The sequence below is a fragment of the Enterobacter cloacae complex sp. IR5441 genome (assembly GCF_049238215.1).
Taxonomy (GTDB): Bacteria; Pseudomonadota; Gammaproteobacteria; order Enterobacterales; family Enterobacteriaceae; genus Enterobacter; species Enterobacter hormaechei_C.
In genome coordinates this window covers 1-18,136 of the sequence record NZ_JBMKIA010000021.1, presented here as the reverse complement: position 1 = coordinate 18,136, position 18,136 = coordinate 1, and the positions used below count along the sequence as shown (strand labels likewise).

The 18,136-nt window shown below is 55.5% G+C and carries 15 protein-coding genes; 8 read left to right on the top strand and 7 right to left on the bottom strand.

Annotated features, from left to right (window positions below):
• Positions 1 to 99 precede the first annotated feature (99 nt).
• The 3 genes from mnmG to asnC all read right to left on the bottom strand — a co-directional run bounded on the left by mnmG (position 100) and on the right by asnC (position 3,362).
• Entirely contained in the window at positions 100 to 1,989 is a 1,890-nt protein-coding gene (gene mnmG / locus ACOTX5_RS18815; protein WP_003862379.1) for a tRNA uridine-5-carboxymethylaminomethyl(34) synthesis enzyme MnmG, read from the bottom strand.
• A 374-nt stretch (positions 1,990 to 2,363) separates the two neighbouring features.
• On the bottom strand, positions 2,364 to 2,813 hold the full coding sequence (mioC, locus tag ACOTX5_RS18810; RefSeq protein WP_003862381.1) for an FMN-binding protein MioC: 450 nt from the start codon (positions 2,811 to 2,813) through the stop codon (positions 2,364 to 2,366).
• 90 nt (positions 2,814 to 2,903) lie between these two features.
• The gene (gene asnC / locus ACOTX5_RS18805; RefSeq protein WP_003862383.1) at positions 2,904 to 3,362 is read right to left on the bottom strand and encodes a transcriptional regulator AsnC; all 459 of its coding nucleotides are present in this window, start codon (positions 3,360 to 3,362) and stop codon (positions 2,904 to 2,906) included.
• 151 nt (positions 3,363 to 3,513) lie between these two features.
• Here asnC and asnA point away from each other — a divergent pair, with 151 nt between their 5' ends.
• Positions 3,514 to 4,506, top strand: a complete 993-nt coding sequence (gene asnA, locus ACOTX5_RS18800) for an aspartate--ammonia ligase (protein WP_003862385.1) — start codon at positions 3,514 to 3,516, stop codon at positions 4,504 to 4,506.
• On the opposite strand, the gene viaA is transcribed toward asnA, so the two are convergent.
• Positions 4,507 to 5,958, bottom strand: a complete 1,452-nt coding sequence (gene viaA, locus ACOTX5_RS18795) for an ATPase RavA stimulator ViaA (RefSeq protein ID WP_015570153.1) — start codon at positions 5,956 to 5,958, stop codon at positions 4,507 to 4,509. It abuts the gene before it with no gap.
• A complete protein-coding gene (gene ravA / locus ACOTX5_RS18790; RefSeq protein WP_003862389.1) occupies positions 5,952 to 7,448 on the bottom strand; it encodes an ATPase RavA in 1,497 nt (498 codons plus the stop codon). Before ravA ends, viaA begins: the two co-directional genes overlap by 7 nt.
• Before the next feature lie 222 nt (positions 7,449 to 7,670).
• Between ravA and kup the strand changes: the two genes are divergently transcribed.
• The 7 genes from kup to rbsR all read left to right on the top strand — a co-directional run bounded on the left by kup (position 7,671) and on the right by rbsR (position 15,608).
• Positions 7,671 to 9,539 carry a low affinity potassium transporter Kup gene (kup, locus tag ACOTX5_RS18785; protein ID WP_006808744.1) on the top strand — a complete coding sequence of 623 codons (1,869 nt, stop codon included), beginning with the start codon at positions 7,671 to 7,673 and terminating at the stop codon, positions 9,537 to 9,539.
• A gap of 214 nt (positions 9,540 to 9,753) precedes the next feature.
• Positions 9,754 to 10,173 (top strand): D-ribose pyranase, encoded by a 420-nt coding sequence (rbsD, locus tag ACOTX5_RS18780; protein WP_045911552.1) that lies wholly within the window; start codon positions 9,754 to 9,756, stop codon positions 10,171 to 10,173.
• A 7-nt stretch (positions 10,174 to 10,180) separates the two neighbouring features.
• Positions 10,181 to 11,686 carry a ribose ABC transporter ATP-binding protein RbsA gene (gene rbsA, locus ACOTX5_RS18775; protein WP_045911551.1) on the top strand — a complete coding sequence of 502 codons (1,506 nt, stop codon included), beginning with the start codon at positions 10,181 to 10,183 and terminating at the stop codon, positions 11,684 to 11,686.
• A gap of 4 nt (positions 11,687 to 11,690) precedes the next feature.
• Positions 11,691 to 12,656, top strand: coding sequence for a ribose ABC transporter permease (gene rbsC, locus ACOTX5_RS18770; RefSeq protein WP_003862395.1), 966 nt, complete (start codon positions 11,691 to 11,693; stop codon positions 12,654 to 12,656).
• A 27-nt stretch (positions 12,657 to 12,683) separates the two neighbouring features.
• Positions 12,684 to 13,574, top strand: coding sequence for a ribose ABC transporter substrate-binding protein RbsB (gene rbsB, locus ACOTX5_RS18765; RefSeq protein ID WP_003862397.1), 891 nt, complete (start codon positions 12,684 to 12,686; stop codon positions 13,572 to 13,574).
• A 108-nt stretch (positions 13,575 to 13,682) separates the two neighbouring features.
• The gene (gene rbsK, locus ACOTX5_RS18760; RefSeq protein WP_045911550.1) at positions 13,683 to 14,612 is read left to right on the top strand and encodes a ribokinase; all 930 of its coding nucleotides are present in this window, start codon (positions 13,683 to 13,685) and stop codon (positions 14,610 to 14,612) included.
• 3 nt (positions 14,613 to 14,615) lie between these two features.
• Positions 14,616 to 15,608 carry a ribose operon transcriptional repressor RbsR gene (rbsR, locus tag ACOTX5_RS18755; RefSeq protein ID WP_017694038.1) on the top strand — a complete coding sequence of 331 codons (993 nt, stop codon included), beginning with the start codon at positions 14,616 to 14,618 and terminating at the stop codon, positions 15,606 to 15,608.
• Here the strand turns inward: rbsR and mdtD are convergent.
• The gene (mdtD, locus tag ACOTX5_RS18750) at positions 15,574 to 17,007 is read right to left on the bottom strand and encodes a multidrug transporter subunit MdtD (protein WP_045911549.1); all 1,434 of its coding nucleotides are present in this window, start codon (positions 17,005 to 17,007) and stop codon (positions 15,574 to 15,576) included. The genes rbsR and mdtD overlap by 35 nt on opposite strands.
• Complete coding sequence (locus ACOTX5_RS18745) at positions 17,004 to 17,711, bottom strand: FadR/GntR family transcriptional regulator (RefSeq protein ID WP_003862405.1); 708 nt, start codon at positions 17,709 to 17,711, stop codon at positions 17,004 to 17,006. Before ACOTX5_RS18745 ends, mdtD begins: the two co-directional genes overlap by 4 nt.
• Between the last annotated feature and the right edge of the window lie 425 nt (positions 17,712 to 18,136).

Genomic DNA, 18,136 nt, shown 5'->3' with positions numbered 1-18,136 from the left:
CCTGTTGAGAAACTTAAGTGGCGGGTGGCGCTTCGCTAACCCGCCCTACGGGTTCAGTAGGCCCGGTAAGCGCAGCGCCACCGGGCAATTTTCAGAGCATTACGCGCTGCGGCGCAGCATACCCTGCTTTTTCAGCCACACCAGCAGAATCGAAATCGCGGCAGGTGTGACGCCGGAGATACGTGAGGCCTGGCCAATCGACACAGGTTTGTGATCGTTCAGCTTAGCGATCACTTCGTTGGAAAGGCCCGTCACCTGACGATAGTCCAGCATTTCCGGCAGCAGCGTGTTTTCGTTGCGCTGCTGTTTTTCGATCTCATCCTGCTGACGCGCGATGTAGCCTTCGTATTTCACCTGGATCTCGACCTGTTCAGCCGCTTCCGCGTCTTCAAGGCCCGGCGCGAACGCGGTCAGTTTGACCAGATTCTCGTAAGTGACTTCAGGACGACGCAGCAGATCTTCCCCGCTGGCTTCGCGCGACAGCGGTGCTGTTAAGTGAGCGTTTACTTCGGCAGCGGTTTCCGCCTGCGGATTCACCCAGGTGGTTTTCAGGCGCTGACGTTCCTGTTCGATACGCTCCAGCTTCTCGTTGAAGCGCGCCCAGCGTTCGTCATCCACCAGACCCAATTCACGGCCCACCTCAGTCAGACGCAGATCGGCATTGTCTTCGCGCAGCATCAGGCGATATTCCGCACGAGAAGTAAACATGCGGTACGGTTCTTTGGTCCCCAGCGTGCAGAGATCGTCGACCAGAACGCCCAGGTAAGCCTGAGAACGCGCCGGTGCCCAGCCCTCTTTCTCGGCAGAGAAGCGAGCGGCGTTCAAACCGGCCAGCAACCCTTGTGCGGCAGCTTCTTCGTACCCGGTGGTACCGTTAATCTGGCCTGCGAAGAACAGACCCTGGATGAATTTGCTTTCCAGCGTCGGCTTCAGGTCGCGCGGATCGAAGAAATCGTACTCAATAGCGTAGCCAGGACGAACGATCTTCGCGTTTTCCATGCCCTGCATTGAACGCACAATCTGCATCTGCACGTCGAACGGCAGGCTGGTGGAGATGCCGTTTGGATAAATTTCGTTAGAGGTCAGCCCTTCAGGTTCGAGGAAGATCTGGTGCTGGTTACGATCGGCAAATCGCATCACCTTGTCTTCGATCGACGGGCAATAACGTGGGCCGATCCCTTCGATCACACCGGCGTACATTGGGCTGCGATCGAGGTTATTGCGGATCACGTCATGGGTTTTTTCATTGGTGTGCGTGATGTAGCACGGCACCTGCTGCGGATGCTGAGCCGCATTGCCCATGAACGAGAACACCGGCATCGGGTTATCGCCGTGCTGCTGTGCGAGCACGCTGAAATCAATGGTGCGCGCATCAATACGCGGCGGCGTACCGGTTTTCAGGCGGCTTACGCGCAGCGGCAGTTCACGCAGACGACGAGATAACGGAATCGACGGCGGATCGCCAGCACGGCCACCGCTGTAGTTGTCCAGACCAATATGGATTTTACCGTCCAGGAATGTCCCGACCGTCAGCACCACCGCTTTTGCGCGGAACTTAAGCCCCATCTGGGTTACGGCACCCACGACGCGATCGTTCTCCACGATAAGATCTTCTACGGCCTGCTGGAAGATCATCAGGTTCGGTTGGTTTTCCAGCGCGGTGCGCACAGCCTGACGGTAAAGCACGCGGTCTGCCTGTGCACGGGTGGCGCGAACAGCCGGACCTTTACTCGCGTTTAGTATCCTAAACTGAATGCCCGCATGATCGATCGCTTTCGCCATCAGGCCGCCAAGCGCATCCACTTCTTTTACCAGGTGTCCTTTCCCAATGCCGCCAATCGCCGGATTACAGGACATTTGTCCCAGCGTGTCGATATTGTGTGTCAAAAGCAGGGTCTGCTGACCCATTCGCGCTGCGGCCATTGCGGCCTCAGTGCCTGCGTGACCCCCGCCAATGATGATGACGTCAAAAGGATCCTGATAAAACATGGTGGTCTGCCTCGCGTAAAGCGGTATGAAAATGGATTGAAGCCCGGGCCGTGGATTCTACTCAACTTTAGTCTTTCGAGAAAGCATTGGGATCCTGGGCTATTAAAAAGAAGATCTTTTTATTTAGAGATCTGTTCTATTGTGATCTCTTATTAGGATCGCAGACCTCTGTGGATAAGTCCGATCCCATAAATAAGATCATGCAGTTAGGAAGGATCGTTTGCTGTGAATGATCGGTGATCCTGGACCGTATAAGCTGGGATCAGATCGCCACTTTATACACAGGTCAAAAACTAAACCAACGTTGTTCTTTGGATAACTACGGCTTAATACGAGCTTTTAACCAGAGTTATCCACATCTGATCGCGCGATCTTTAATCGTTTTTGAGTAAATTTTTCCATTCCGCGAGCCAGATCTCGGCTGGATCTTCGGGAATGTCATGATCGAGGATGTTGATCTTCAGCGTTTCACCCAGCTGTTTTGCTCCGCAGGCGGTCACCGCAGCTTCTACTTTCTCTATGGCGCCACAGAAAGTGTCATATTCACGGCTGCCGATCCCCACAGCGCCAAACCGGACGTTTGACAGATCGGGCTGTTGTTCCAGCAGTTCGTCATATAAAGGTTGCAGGTTATCCGGCAGATCGCCCGCGCCGTGCGTGGAGGTGATCAGCAGCCAGACCCCGTCAGTCGGGAGATCTTCCAGCAGCGGTCCGTGCAGCGTTTGTGTAGAAAAGCCCGCATCTTCCAGCTTCTCAGCCAGATGTTCCGCTACATATTCCGCACCGCCCAGGGTGCTGCCGCTGATAAGAGTAATGTCCGCCATTGATCGCTCGCTCAGATAAAGAGGCGGCCATTGTACGCTGTGAACGAGCTGGGATCTACCTGTGGAAAATGTGGGAATGAAATTGCCCGATCACGGGCGGATAGTACGCATGATCGGGTTTTGCAGGGAGATCAGGGTTTCAGTGGACTGAATTTCATCGATTGTTTGGATCTTGTTGATAAGTACCTGCTGGAGGGCGTCAATGGATCGGCACATCACCTTTATAAAGATGCTGTAGTGCCCGGTGGTGTAGTACGCCTCGGTGACTTCATCCAGCGCGTTCAGTTTCTCCAGCGCGGAGGGGTAATCTTTGGCGCTTTTCAGAATAATGCCAATGAAGCAGCAGACGTCATAGCCGAGCTGCTTCGGGCTGACATCAATGCGTGCGCCGGTGATGATCCCGGCCTGCTTCATTTTCTCTACGCGAACGTGAATGGTCCCCGGGCTGACGCCAAATTGTTTCGCCAGTTCGGCATACGCGGTGCGTGCGTTGGCCATTAGCGCTTCCAGAATGCCGCGGTCCAGATTGTCGATCTGATAATTTTCCATAGGTTTTTCTTATGAAGATTAATGATTCCCTCTATTCTAGCGTCTTATTTTAACGAATAAAAAGTGAAGGCGGCTTTTTGTTGATGGGTTATTGAATTAAGCGCCTGTTCTGTTGCTTAATCAGTATCAACAGGACGCAGGAGTATAAATAATGAAAACCGCTTACATCGCAAAACAACGCCAGATCAGTTTCGTAAAATCCCATTTTTCCCGCCAGCTGGAAGAGAAGCTTGGCCTTATTGAAGTTCAGGCGCCGATTCTGAGCCGCGTGGGTGACGGGACGCAGGATAACTTGTCTGGTTGCGAAAAAGCGGTACAGGTAAAAGTGAAAACACTGCCAGACGCCCAGTTCGAAGTGGTTCATTCCCTGGCGAAGTGGAAGCGTCAAACCCTGGGACAACACGACTTCAGCGCGGGCGAAGGGCTTTACACGCACATGAAAGCCCTTCGCCCCGATGAAGACCGCCTTTCCCCGATTCACTCTGTCTACGTTGACCAGTGGGACTGGGAGCGCGTAATGGGAGATGGCGAGCGTCACGTCGGTACGCTGAAATCCACCGTTGAGGCGATCTACGCCGGGATCAAAGCAACCGAAGCGGCCGTGAGCAAAGAGTTTGGTCTGGCACCGTTCCTGCCGGAAACGATCCACTTTGTTCACAGTCAGGAATTGCTGAGCCGTTTCCCGGATCTGGATGCCAAAGGCCGTGAACGCGCGATCGCCAAAGAGCTGGGCGCGGTATTCCTTATCGGCATTGGCGGGAAATTGTCTGATGGTAAACGTCACGACGTCCGTGCGCCGGATTACGATGACTGGAGCACCGTGGGCGAAAGCGAATATGCCGGTCTGAACGGCGATATTCTGGTCTGGAACCCGGTTCTGGAAGATGCGTTTGAACTCTCTTCGATGGGGATCCGCGTGGATGCTGAAGCACTGAAGCGTCAGCTGGCCGTGACCGGTGATGAAGATCGTCTGCAACTGGAGTGGCACCAGGCACTGCTGCGCGGTGAAATGCCGCAGACCATCGGCGGTGGTATTGGCCAGTCTCGTCTGACCATGCTGCTGCTGCAACTCTCTCACATTGGTCAGGTACAGTGTGGGGTCTGGCCGCAGCAGGTACGTGAGAGCGTCGGTTCTCTTCTTTAATTAACGTCGCCAGCGTCTGAGCAGGCGGCTACGCAACCCGGTATCAAAGCGCCAGATATGATCGAAGATGCGCATGATGCCGGGTTTTCCATGTGCAGACATCGCCACGGCATGGAAACGGTGCTGGTGCACGCGCTGCATCTCCTTCACTTTATTCACGACGTCGTCCGGCAGCCGCTGGGCAATAAAATCGGAAATCACCACCGCATCCGCGTCGTACCAGTCTCCGCCCTGCATGCGCTCAATGATGCTGCGAAAACAGCTGGCCAGATCGGTGCCGCCGCGAAAGCGCTGGCTTAAAAAGCGGATCGCCTGCTCCAGCCCCTGTGGGCTGGTCAGTTCATACCCCACCACTTCGCTGGAAAATAACATGATGTAGCAGCGACGACGATCGGCGAGCGCCACGCGCATCAGGGCCAGGCAGAACGCTTTTGCGCACTGTTCATTAAAGCCCCCCATCGATCCGGACGTATCGACGCAAACAATAAATGGGCCGCGCGGTTGCTCATCAAAATCCTGGTGCACTACCGGACGCTGGCTGATCTTCTCGCGCCAGGCTTCGCCATGCAGTCGATAGGTAATGAGCTGTTTTTCCACCAGCCGACGATAAAACTCATACTCCAGTTCGGTCATTCCCAGCGTGCTGAGTTCCGTGGGCAGCAGGCGCAGGATGTCATCGCTTTGCTGTAGCCCGTCCACCTGCTCCGGTACGGTGGAGGGTTCGCGTACCAGCGTACGGAAGGTCTCCATCGGCGCATCTTTCTTTGGGACCGACCGGGCCTCCCGGGAGCGGCCGAGCTGTTCTGCAAGCTTCATCAGCTCCGGCTGTTGCGCCAGAAAGTCGCCGTACTTCACGATCAGCTGATAATCGCCCCGCTTTAACTGGCCGGCACTCATATCCCAGAGTCGACCGGCGGCGTTTTCATTCTCCACCAGCACCTGTTCTAACTGGCCGCTCAGGGTCATTCGCTCCTGGACTTCACTGAGCAACTGTTCGCGCTCTTCGTCCAGCAACTGCTGATTAAGGGCCGTGGCCTGGACCACAAGGCTCAGACGCCAGCGCTGTAAAAACAGCGTATGCAGGGCGGGAGTAAAGCTGGGGTTGTCAGTGACCAGCGCTCTGGCCTGGCTGGCAAACGGGGAGTGAACGTTATCAAGCAGCGTCAGGGTTTGCTGTAGCTGGGCAATAAACTGCGGTGTTGAAAGCCGCTGGCACTGCTGGTAACCAGCCACTTCCTCTGTCAGTTCCGGCGGGACTTCCGTCTCCTTAAACCGCTGTCGCAGGTTATCGCGCCAGCGGGGCAGATCGTCCGTCATTGCTTTTCGGAGCTTCGGGAATTTTTCAAAGAAGGCCGCCAGCTGCGGTGAAGCGAGCAGGGTAATGACGACCTCTTCGATCAACCCTTCCTCGCTAACCGCCAGCATGACGTTAAGCGTGTCCAGCGTTAGCATTGACGCGCCTGTTTGATCTGCGCGCTGACATCCTGCAAGCTGGCTTCAATGCGACCTAACCAGTCGCTATGGATAAAGAGGCATTTCTGCTGTTCGCTGAAGCGCGTGTGCTGCTGATGCCATTCGTTATCCAGCGCGTCGAGCTGCTGTTTGATCTCCTCCGGAACAGTATCGGAGGCCGTGCCCGGCAGCGCCAGGCGCGATCCCTGAAGGCTGACGTCGCGGATCACAAGGTGCTGGCTGCTGTCGACTTCCATCGACAGCGGCTGTGCAAAGCCGATACCGTTGAGTTTACCGCGGATCTCACCGCCTTTATCCAGCCACTGAACCAGCGCAACGCGTTCGATCGTCACGTGCACAACCTGCATATCATGAAGCTTCAGCGGTTGCTGAAGAAGAAGCGTGAGCGAGGCGTCAGTCAGCCCGGCGGGCAGTTCATAGTGCGGTTTACGGGCAAACATCCCGCCAAGACGGTTCACCTTCAGCGCGGTTTTGTCACTTTGCTGCTGCTGGAGCTGAAGGCGACGTTGGGCAATCGCGCCCAGTTGATTAAGCATGGATTGTTGACCCCACGCGTGTCCGGTCATCAAAACGTCCAGCTGCTGTTGCATCAGATTCATCCCTTCTGCGTCGTGCCACAGGCAGTCTTTCAGCAGGATCAGATCGATTGGGGCGACAGCATCGCGGCCGCTAAACAGCGCGCTTGCCTGGAGCAGGCGAATGGCTTTTTTCCAGCGACGATCGGAGACGTACGGCGCGGAAGGCAGCAAATCAAGCTGCTGGCGCAGCATAAAGATCAGCTCAAAAACGGGATCGGGCAGTTTTATCTTGCCGATCTCCTCCTGCCACTGGTGGTATTCCTCGTCCGTGACCTGCAATGACGCTGCCACCGGGTTTTCGTTTTCATCCTGCTGGCTTACCAGCATAGAACGGAAGTTTGATTTATCCTGGACTTTATCCAGCCACAGGCGGATCAGCATACGGTCATACAGCGCTTCCAGGCTGCTGTCGGCTTCGGGCAATTCGTTAGACGCGGCCACCAGCAGGCGCATGGGGATCTTCTCTTCGCTGGCGCCGTTGCGGAAGCGGCGTTCGTTAATTGCCGTCAACAGGGTATTCAGTATGGCCGGGCCGGCTTTCCAGATCTCATCAAGAAAGACGATTTCCGCTTCCGGAAGATAGCCCGCCGTCAGACGTTCATAGCGTCCCTCATCTTTTAACGCCTGAATGGAGAGTGGGCCGAAAACTTCTTCCGGCGTGGAGAAGCGCGTCATCAAATACTCGAATGCGCGCGCGTTCTGGAAAGCGAATTTGAGGCGGCGTGCGATCAGACTTTTGGCAATGCCCGGCGGGCCCAGCAGAAATACGCTTTCCCCACTCAGCGCCGCCAGTAAACAGAGGCGAATGGCGTGGCTACGCTCGTAAAGGCCTTTCTCCAGCGCACTGCTGAGGCGGGAAATTCTTTCTGCTAATAAATGTGAGTGAGCCATAATAGTTTTGCATCCTTTCGCCGTCGTGGCGGCTAATTGAAGCGAGTATAGACGTTTCGGTCTGGCCTGGTAATAGGCTGAAGTGCGGCGCTATTTTCTTTGCGCTACATTAATGCGGCTGCATTTAGGGGTACGATTTTGCATTGAATCGTGCATACTGTGCGCTTTTTGTGGGCCAAGGGACTAAGCACACATTTGTTATTCAAACGAAAAGACTAGTCTATGAGCACTGATAATAAGCAATCATTACCCGCTGTAACGCTTGCGGCGATCGGGGTTGTCTACGGTGATATCGGCACCAGCCCGCTTTATACGCTTCGTGAATGTCTGTCCGGTCAGTTTGGTTTTGGTGTAGAGCGTGACGCCGTATTTGGTTTCCTCTCGCTCATCTTCTGGCTGCTGATCCTGGTGGTCTCCCTTAAGTATCTCTCTTTCGTAATGCGGGCTGATAACGCGGGCGAGGGCGGTATTCTGACCCTGATGTCCCTTGCCGGGCGCAATACGTCCGCAAGAATGACCTCCGTGCTGGTCATCATCGGCCTGATTGGCGGCAGCTTCTTCTATGGAGAAGTCGTGATTACGCCGGCGATTTCTGTAATGTCGGCCATAGAGGGGCTGGAGATTGTCGCGCCACAGCTTGATACGTGGGTGGTGCCACTCGCTATTATCGTGCTGACGTTGCTGTTTGCCATACAAAAACACGGTACCGGGCTGGTGGGTAAGCTGTTCGCGCCTATTATGCTGGCCTGGTTCCTGATCCTGGCGGCGCTGGGCTTACGCAGTATTATCGCCAACCCGGATGTCCTGCACGCGCTGAACCCAATGTGGGCGGTGCATTTCTTCCTTGAATATAAAGTGGTGTCGTTTGTGGCGCTGGGCGCGGTGGTGCTGTCCATTACCGGTGTTGAAGCGCTGTATGCAGATATGGGCCACTTCGGGAAACTCCCTATTCGCGTCGCCTGGTTTAGCGTGGTCTTGCCTTCACTGGTGCTGAATTACTTCGGTCAGGGCGCGCTGCTGCTTGCACACCCTGAAGCGATTAAAAACCCGTTCTTCCTGCTGGCGCCGGACTGGGCGCTGGTTCCGATGCTGATCCTGGCGACGCTGGCGACGGTCATTGCCTCTCAGGCTGTCATTTCCGGCGTATTCTCCCTGACGCGTCAGGCCGTGCGTCTGGGATATCTCTCCCCAATGCGCATTATCCATACCTCGGAGATGGAGTCTGGCCAGATCTACATTCCCTTCGTCAACTGGCTGCTCTATTTCGCGGTGGTGATTGTTATCGTCAGCTTTGAGCACTCCAGTAATCTGGCGGCGGCGTACGGTATCGCGGTAACCGGAACGATGGTGTTGACCTCTATTCTCTCCACCACCGTGGCGTACCGTAACTGGCACTGGAATAAGTTCCTCGTGGGGCTGATCCTGGTTGGCTTCCTCTGCATCGACGTGCCGCTGTTCTCTGCGAACCTCGACAAGATTGTCTCCGGCGGCTGGCTGCCGCTGACGCTGGGTCTGGTGATGTTTATTGTGATGACGACGTGGAAGAGCGAACGTTTCCGCCTGCTGCGTCGTATGCACGAGCACGGTAACTCTCTGGAGGCGATGATCGCCTCGCTGGAGAAGTCCCCACCGGTGCGCGTGCCGGGCACGGCGGTGTATATGTCTCGCGCGCTGAACGTGATCCCATTTGCGCTGATGCATAACCTCAAGCACAACAAAGTGCTGCACGAGCGCGTGATCCTGCTGACGCTGCGTACCGAAGATGCGCCGTACGTTCACAACGTGCGTCGCGTACAGATTGAACAGCTGTCGCCAACCTTCTGGCGCGTGGTGGCAAGCTACGGCTGGCGCGAAACGCCGAACGTGGAAGAGGTGTTCCACCGCTGCGGTCTGGAAGGCCTGAGTTGCCGCATGATGGAGACGTCGTTCTTTATGTCCCATGAGTCGCTGATCATCGGCAAGCGCCCATGGTATCTGCGCCTGCGCGGCAAGCTGTATCTCATTCTGCAACGTAACGCCCTGCGTGCGCCTGACCAGTTTGAGATCCCGCCTAACCGCGTGATTGAGCTGGGGACGCAGGTCGAGATTTAACCCTTCTGAATATGCCGGGTGGCGCTGCGCTTACCCGGCCTACCAGACCCGTAGGCCCGCGCAAGCGTAGCGCCGCCGGGCAATTTTCCTCTATTGCATTTCACTTAGCGAAACGTTTCGACGTTGATCACAAATCCGTTACGTCATGATGGTTTTCTGAACACTTCTGCGGCTACACTGTTTTTAGCGAAACGTTTCGCTAGTGGAGCAAAAAATGAAGAAAGGCACAGTACTCAACTCAGAAATCTCATCGGTGATTTCCCGTCTTGGGCATACCGATACGCTGGTGGTTTGCGATGCAGGCTTACCGGTTCCGCGCAGCACAACCCGTATCGATATGGCGTTAACGCAGGGCGTACCCTCGTTCATGCAGGTACTGGAAGTGGTCACCGCGGAGATGCAGGTTGAGGCGGCCATTCTCGCGGCGGAAATCAAACAACATAATCCGCAACTCCACGAAACGTTGCTCAGCCACATTGAGCAACTGCAACAGCACCAGGGAAACATCATAGAAATTCGTTACACAACGCACGAGCAGTTCAAACAACAAACCGCAGACAGTCAGGCGGTGATTCGCAGCGGGGAGTGCTCCCCGTATGCGAATATCATTCTCTGTGCTGGCGTCACCTTCTGAGGCCATCATGGACGCATTACTGCAACTCAAAGGGATCGATAAGTCGTTCCCGGGCGTAAAAGCCCTCTCCGGTGCGGCGCTGAACGTCTATTCCGGGCGCGTCATGGCGCTGGTGGGCGAAAACGGCGCCGGCAAATCCACCATGATGAAAGTGCTGACCGGTATCTACCAACGCGATGCCGGTTCGCTGCTGTGGCTGGGTAAAGAGACCACCTTTAACGGCCCGAAATCCTCTCAGGAAGCGGGCATCGGCATCATCCACCAGGAGTTGAACCTGATCCCGCAGCTCACCATTGCGGAGAACATCTTCCTCGGCCGTGAGTTCGTGAACCGGTTTGGCAAAATCGACTGGAAAACCATGTATGCCGAAGCGGACAAACTGCTGGCGAAGCTGAATCTGCGCTTTAAGAGCGACCGACTGGTGGGCGACCTTTCCATCGGCGATCAGCAGATGGTGGAAATCGCGAAGGTGCTGAGCTTCGAGTCGAAGGTCATCATTATGGATGAACCGACCGACGCCCTGACCGATACCGAAACCGAATCCCTGTTCCGCGTGATCCGTGAGCTGAAATCCCAGGGCCGCGGCATTGTCTATATCTCACACCGCATGAAAGAGATCTTCGAGATCTGCGACGACGTCACCGTCTTTCGCGATGGGCAGTTTATTGCCGAGCGCGAAGTGGCAACCCTGACCGAAGATACCCTGATTGAAATGATGGTGGGACGTAAGCTCGAAGATCAGTATCCGCATCTGGACAAAGCGCCGGGAGAGATCCGCCTGAAGGTGGATAATCTCTGCGGGCCGGGCGTGAATGACGTCTCCTTTACCCTGCGCAAGGGCGAGATCCTTGGCGTCGCGGGCCTGATGGGCGCGGGGCGCACCGAACTGATGAAAGTGCTCTATGGCGCACTGCCGCGCACCAGCGGCTACGTTACCCTCGACGGCCATGAGGTGGTCACCCGCTCGCCGCAGGATGGCCTGGCGAACGGCATTGTCTATATTTCCGAAGACCGTAAGCGCGACGGCTTAGTGCTGGGCATGTCGGTGAAAGAGAACATGTCCCTGACGGCGCTAGGCTATTTCAGCCGCAGCGGCGGCAGCCTGAAACACAAAGATGAGCAGCAGGCGGTCAGCGATTTTATCCGTCTCTTTAACGTTAAAACCCCATCGATGGAGCAGGCTATTGGCCTGTTGTCCGGCGGGAATCAGCAGAAAGTGGCGATTGCCCGCGGGCTGATGACGCGCCCGAAAGTGCTGATCCTGGATGAGCCCACCCGCGGCGTGGACGTGGGCGCGAAGAAAGAGATATATCAGCTGATTAACCAGTTCAAGGCCGACGGTCTGAGCATCATTCTGGTCTCTTCCGAGATGCCAGAGGTATTAGGCATGAGCGATCGCATTATCGTCATGCATGAAGGGCATCTCGGCGGTGAATTCACTCGCGAGCAGGCCACCCAGGAAGTTCTGATGGCTGCCGCTGTGGGCAAGCTTAATCGCGTGAATCAGGAGTAAGAAGATGACTACCCAGGCTGTTTCTGGTCGCCGCTATTTCACAAAGGCATGGCTGATGGAACAAAAATCGCTGATTGCCCTGCTGGTGCTGATCGCGATTGTCTCGACCATGAGCCCGAACTTTTTTACCGTCAATAACCTGTTCAACATTCTTCAGCAGACCTCCGTCAACGCCATTATGGCGGTGGGGATGACGCTGGTGATTTTGACCTCGGGTATCGATCTGTCCGTCGGTTCCCTGCTGGCCCTCACCGGCGCGATCGCCGCGTCGATTGTTGGTATTGAGGTCAACGCGCTGGTGGCCGTTGCCGCTGCCCTGGCGGCAGGTGCGGCAATTGGCGCCGTAACCGGCGTGATTGTGGCGAAAGGTCGCGTTCAGGCGTTCATCGCCACGCTGGTGATGATGCTGCTGCTGCGCGGTGTGACCATGGTGTACACCAACGGCAGCCCGATTAATACCGGTTTTACCGATAACGCCGATCTGTTTGGCTGGTTCGGTATCGGTCGCCCGCTGGGTGTCCCGACCCCGGTCTGGATCATGGCTATCGTCTTCCTGGCGGCATGGTACATGCTGCACCATACCCGTCTGGGTCGTTATATCTATGCGCTGGGCGGTAACGAAGCGGCAACGCGCCTGTCCGGTATCAGCGTTAATAAAGTCAAAATTATCGTTTACTCCCTGTGCGGCCTGCTGGCGTCTCTGGCGGGCATCATCGAAGTGGCGCGCCTCTCTTCCGCGCAGCCAACGGCGGGTACGGGCTATGAGCTGGATGCCATCGCGGCAGTGGTTCTGGGCGGTACGAGCCTTGCGGGTGGTAAAGGTCGCATTGTTGGGACATTGATCGGCGCACTGATCCTCGGTTTCCTGAATAATGGTTTGAATTTGTTAGGTGTTTCCTCCTATTACCAGATGATCGTTAAGGCAGTGGTGATTTTGCTGGCGGTACTGGTAGACAACAAAAAACAGTAACTGACGACACTACAGGACATCTTAGATATGAACATGAAAAAACTGGCTACCCTGGTTTCTGCTGTCGCGCTGAGCGCAACCGTAAGTGCTAACGCCATGGCGAAGGACACCATCGCGCTGGTTGTCTCTACCCTGAACAACCCGTTCTTCGTCTCCCTGAAGGATGGCGCGCAGAAAGAAGCAGATAAACTGGGCTACAACCTGGTGGTGCTGGATTCTCAGAACAACCCGGCGAAAGAGCTGGCTAACGTTCAGGACTTAACCGTTCGTGGTACCAAAATCCTGCTGATCAACCCAACCGATTCCGACGCGGTCGGTAACGCCGTGAAGATGGCAAACCAGGCGAAGATCCCGGTCATCACCCTTGACCGTCAGGCAACGAAAGGGGATGTGGTCAGCCACATTGCGTCTGATAACGTACTGGGCGGTAAAATCGCTGGCGACTACATCGCGAAGAAAGCAGGTGAAGGCGCGAAAGTGATCGAGTTGCAGGGGATCGCCGGGACTTCCGCGGCCCGTGAACGTGGTGAAGGTTTCCAGCAGGCTGTAGCGGCGCACAAATTCAACGTGCTGGCGAGCCAGCCGGCAGACTTCGACCGTACAAAGGGCCTGAACGTCATGCAGAACCTGCTGACCGCGCATCCTGATGTGCAGGCGGTATTCGCACAGAACGACGAAATGGCGCTCGGTGCGCTGCGTGCGCTCCAGACTGCGGGTAAATCAGATGTGATGGTTGTCGGATTTGACGGCACGCCGGATGGTGAAAAAGCAGTAAATGATGGCAAACTGGCTGCGACCATCGCTCAGCTGCCTGAGCAAATTGGCGCGACTGGCGTGCAAACTGCCGATAAAGTGCTGAAGGGCGAAAAAGTTCAGGCCAAATATCCTGTTGACCTGAAACTGGTCATTAAGCAGTAAAGGCGATTCAGGCAGTCGCTGGCTGCCTGAGGGACACCAAATAAAAGAAAAGTGTGGCATACGCCACCGGGTAAGACCGGTGGCGCTCTCAGATGGACACCTCAATACATGAAAACCGCAGGCAACCTCGTCGTCCTTGGCAGTATCAATGCCGATCACATTCTTAACCTTGAAACGTTCCCCACTCCGGGCGAAACCGTCACTGGCAATCAGTATCAGGTGGCGTTCGGCGGTAAGGGCGCAAACCAGGCGGTTGCCGCCGGACGCAGCGGGGCGAATATCGCGTTTATCGCCTGTACGGGTGATGACGATACCGGCGAGCGCGTACGCAAACAGCTGGCAAGCGACAACATCGACATTGCACCCGTCAGCGTGGTTGCAGGGGAATCTACCGGCGTGGCGCTGATTTTCGTCAATGCGGAAGGTGAGAATGTCATCGGTATTCATGCGGGGGCTAATGCCGCGTTAACGACTGAACGCGTCGAAGCGCAGCGTGGAATCATCGCCGGAGCGGAAGCCCTGCTGATGCAGCTGGAGTCACCGGTTGAAAGCGTGCTGGCCGCCGCGAAAATTGCGCATGAAAATCATACTCCTGTCGTACTTAACCCTGCGCCTGCCCGTGTATTATCAGACGAGCTGCTGGCGCTGGTGGATATCATTACCCCGAACGAAACCGAAGCGGAAAAGCTGACGGGTATCCGTGTCGAAAATGATGACGATGCAGCGCGTGCCGCGCTTGCACTGCATGAAAAAGGCATCGGCACCGTAATCATCACCCTCGGCAGCCGTGGGGTGTGGGCTAGCGTCAATGGCGAAGGCCGTCGCGTACCGGGCTTTAAGGTCAAAGCCATTGATACCATCGCCGCAGGAGACACCTTCAACGGTGCACTGGTAACGGCGCTGCTGGAAGGAAAAGCAATGGATGACGCGATCCGCTTCGCGCATGCCGCCGCTGCGATTGCGGTGACGCGTAAAGGCGCTCAGCCTTCTGTTCCATGGCGTAAAGAGATTGATGAATTCTTAAGTCAGCAGGGGTAACGCTTGGCCACAATGAAAGATGTCGCCCGTATGGCGGGCGTTTCTACCTCGACTGTCTCCCACGTAATCAATAACGATCGCTTCGTCAGCGAGGCGATTCGGGAGAAAGTTGACGCTGCAATTAAAGAACTCAACTATGCGCCGTCTGCGCTGGCCCGCAGCCTGAAGCTCAACCAGACGCGCACCATCGGCATGCTGATCACGGCCAGTACCAACCCTTTTTATTCTGAACTGGTGCGCGGCGTGGAGCGCAGCTGCTTCGAGCGCGGCTACAGCCTGGTGCTGTGCAATACCGAAGGCGATGAGCAGCGCATGAACCGTAACCTGGAAACGCTGATGCAAAAACGCGTCGACGGGCTGCTGCTGCTCTGTACCGAAACGCATCAACCTTCGAAAGAGATCATCCAGCGTTACCCTTCTATTCCCACGGTGATGATGGACTGGGCGCCGTTCGACGGCACCAGCGATCTAATCCAGGATAACTCGCTGCTGGGCGGCGATATGGCGACTCAGCATCTGATCGATAAAGGTCATACCCGCATTGCCTGTATTACCGGCCCGCTGGATAAAACCCCGGCGCGCTTGCGTCTGGAAGGCTATCTTTCGGCCATGGAACGGGCGGGGCTTGCCATTCCTGATGGCTATCGCATCACCGGCGATTTCGAATTTAACGGTGGATTTGAAGCAATGCAGAAACTGCTGGCGCAAGAGCTGCGCCCGCAGGCGGTGTTTATCGGTAACGATGCGATGGCATTCGGAGCTTATCAGGCGCTGTATCAGGCGGGATTACGTGTTCCGGACGACATGGCGATCGTCGGTTACGATGATATCGAACTGGCGCGCTACATGACGCCCCCACTGACCACCATCCATCAGCCGAAGGATGAACTGGGCGAGCTGGCCATCGATGTGTTGATCCACCGCATGGCCCAGCCCACGCTGCAACAGCAACGTTTGCAGCTTACTCCTGTTCTGATGGAACGCGGTTCGGTTTAGCCTTCTCTTTGTGACGCTCTTTAATCAGGTTCCGGCCGTCTTTTGGTTTTAACAACATAAAGACCACCGCCGATACCACGGTAAGCGCGCCCATAGTGATAAAGGTATAGTGGAACTGCTCAACGGTATTAGTTCCCTCGAACCCTTCATAAAACCGCAGTACCGCCGCGCTCACGGCAACCCCGAGGCTGATCGACAGCTGTTGAGTGACCGCCAGTACGCTGTTGCCGCTGCTGGCATTCTCGTCGGTGAGGTCCGCAAGGGTGATGGTGTTCATCGACGTAAACTGCGTCGACATGGCCATACCCAGCACAAACAGCGGCAGGATCAGCATCCAGATTGGTAACGCCGCAGATTGCAGGGAGAACTGCGCAATCATCAATCCGATAAAGATCGTCACGCCAACCAGCGTCTTACGATAGCCAAACCAGCGCAGCACCTGCGTGACCGTCGATTTTGCCAGAATCGAGCCCATCGCCGTGGGCGCCATCATGCAGCCAGCAATCAGGGCCGGATAGCCGAAACCGACCTGGAGCATCAGCGGCATCAGGAACGGTACGCAGCCCGTGCCCAGACGCGAGGCAATATTGCCCGCGATCCCGACGGAGAACGTTCGGGTGTTAAACAGAGATAAAGAGATAAGCGGTGTCGGATGGCGACGCGCATGACGTATATATAGAAGGAACAGCAGAATACCGCTGAGGATGACGGCCAGCGCCAGCCACGTCGCTACGATTTTCTCGCCAAACAGCTCCATCCCGCTGGAGAACAGGACCAGGCTCAGGCCAAACAGGAAGAAACCACCCATATCGAAGCTGCGTCTTGGCGTGGTGAAGTTCGGCATATATTTGCGGGCATAAATCAGCCCTGCCATACCAATCGGAATATTAATCAGGAAGATCCAGTGCCAGCTAGCCCAGGTCACCAGTACGCCGCCGAGAACCGGGCCAAGTATCGGGCCGACCAGCCCCGGCATAGTCACAAAGTTGAGCACCGGGAGCAGTTCGCTGCGCGGATAGGCGCGTAATAACGCCAGACGCGCGACGGGCATCATCATCGCGCCGCCTATCCCCTGTAGAACGCGGAAGATAACCAGTTCCGTCAGAGAGGTGGAGAGGGCGCAAGCCAGAGAACCGAGCGTGAACAGCGTCACCGCCAGCATGAACACTTTGCGTGTGCCGAAACGATCGGCCAGCCAGCCGCTGACCGGAATAAGCATCGCCACCGTCAGGGTGTAGCTGATGATGGCGGATTGCATCGCCAGCGGGGAGCGGTTAAGGCTTTGGGCTATGGCGGGAAGGGCGGTATTGAGGATAGTGGCATCCAGTGCCTGCATAAAGAACGCCATGGCTGCAATCCACGGCAGTCCGGCCATACTGCGTGCTTTTTTCTCTGTCATTTATTTACCTGCTGGTGGGTTGGCGCGGCCAGCAACGCCTGGCACGCACTCAGGGCTCGCTGCCCGTCGCTCTCCTGAATGGCATCGACTATCGCCTGATGCAGATCCAGCTTCACCACCTCATCCTGCGTAATAGAGGTAAAGTAAGTGTGGTACACAGAATGGAATAAAGAAGCAAAGGAGGTCAGGAAAGGATTTCCGCTCATATTATAGATATGTTCATGCCAGGCCATATCGACCGCTATCCAGCGCTCGCGGTTAAAGTGCTTTTTCAGATCCACCATCTCTTCCATCAAAGTATTGAGCTGCGCTTTTTGCTCTGCTGTGCCGAGCGTGGCGGCAAGCAGGCAGGCCTGAGGCTCAAGACTGCTGCGCATGACCAGAAAGTGATCGACGACCTGATTAAAGTTATCTTCGGTCATCCACCAGGTGAGTAACTCCTGATCGAGAAAGTTCCAGTTTCCCTGAGGCATAACGCGGGTGCCAATGCGCGGGCGTGGAAGCACCATCCCTTTCGCCGTTAATGTTTTTACCGCTTCGCGAACGGCGGTACGGCTAACGCCAAACTGATCTCCCAGCTCCATCTCGCTTGGCAGGATGCTACCTGGAGCATATTTACCCGCTAAGATCAGCTGCGCCAGTTTCTCTGCCAGCACATAGGACAGGTTTTTTTGAGCTGCCAGCTGTTGTGCGCTTAATGGCATCGCTTTTATTCCTTAAATATTGATGCGGTTAATTATGCCATCTCAGGTGTGATTGTGGTTGCAGATACATCAAATAGAACAATTTGTAGCTTGAACTCATCGCTTTTGGTGAAAAAAAACACGGTCAGAAACTTTTTTTAAATTTCCTCTTGTCACTTCAGAAGAACTCCCTATAATGCGCCTCCACTGACACGGAAAAACGGCACGCAAGCCGCCGGGTCAGCAGAGAAAAGCAAAACAAACGCTTGACTCTGAAGCGGGAAAGCGTAATATGCACACCCCGCGCCGCAGCGAAAACGAAGCGGTACTGCTCTTTAACAATTTATCAGACAATCTGTGTGGGCACTCAAAGTGACATGGATTCTTAATGTCCTCGGACACTAAATGAATACCAAGTCTCAACGAGTGAACACGTAATTCATTAC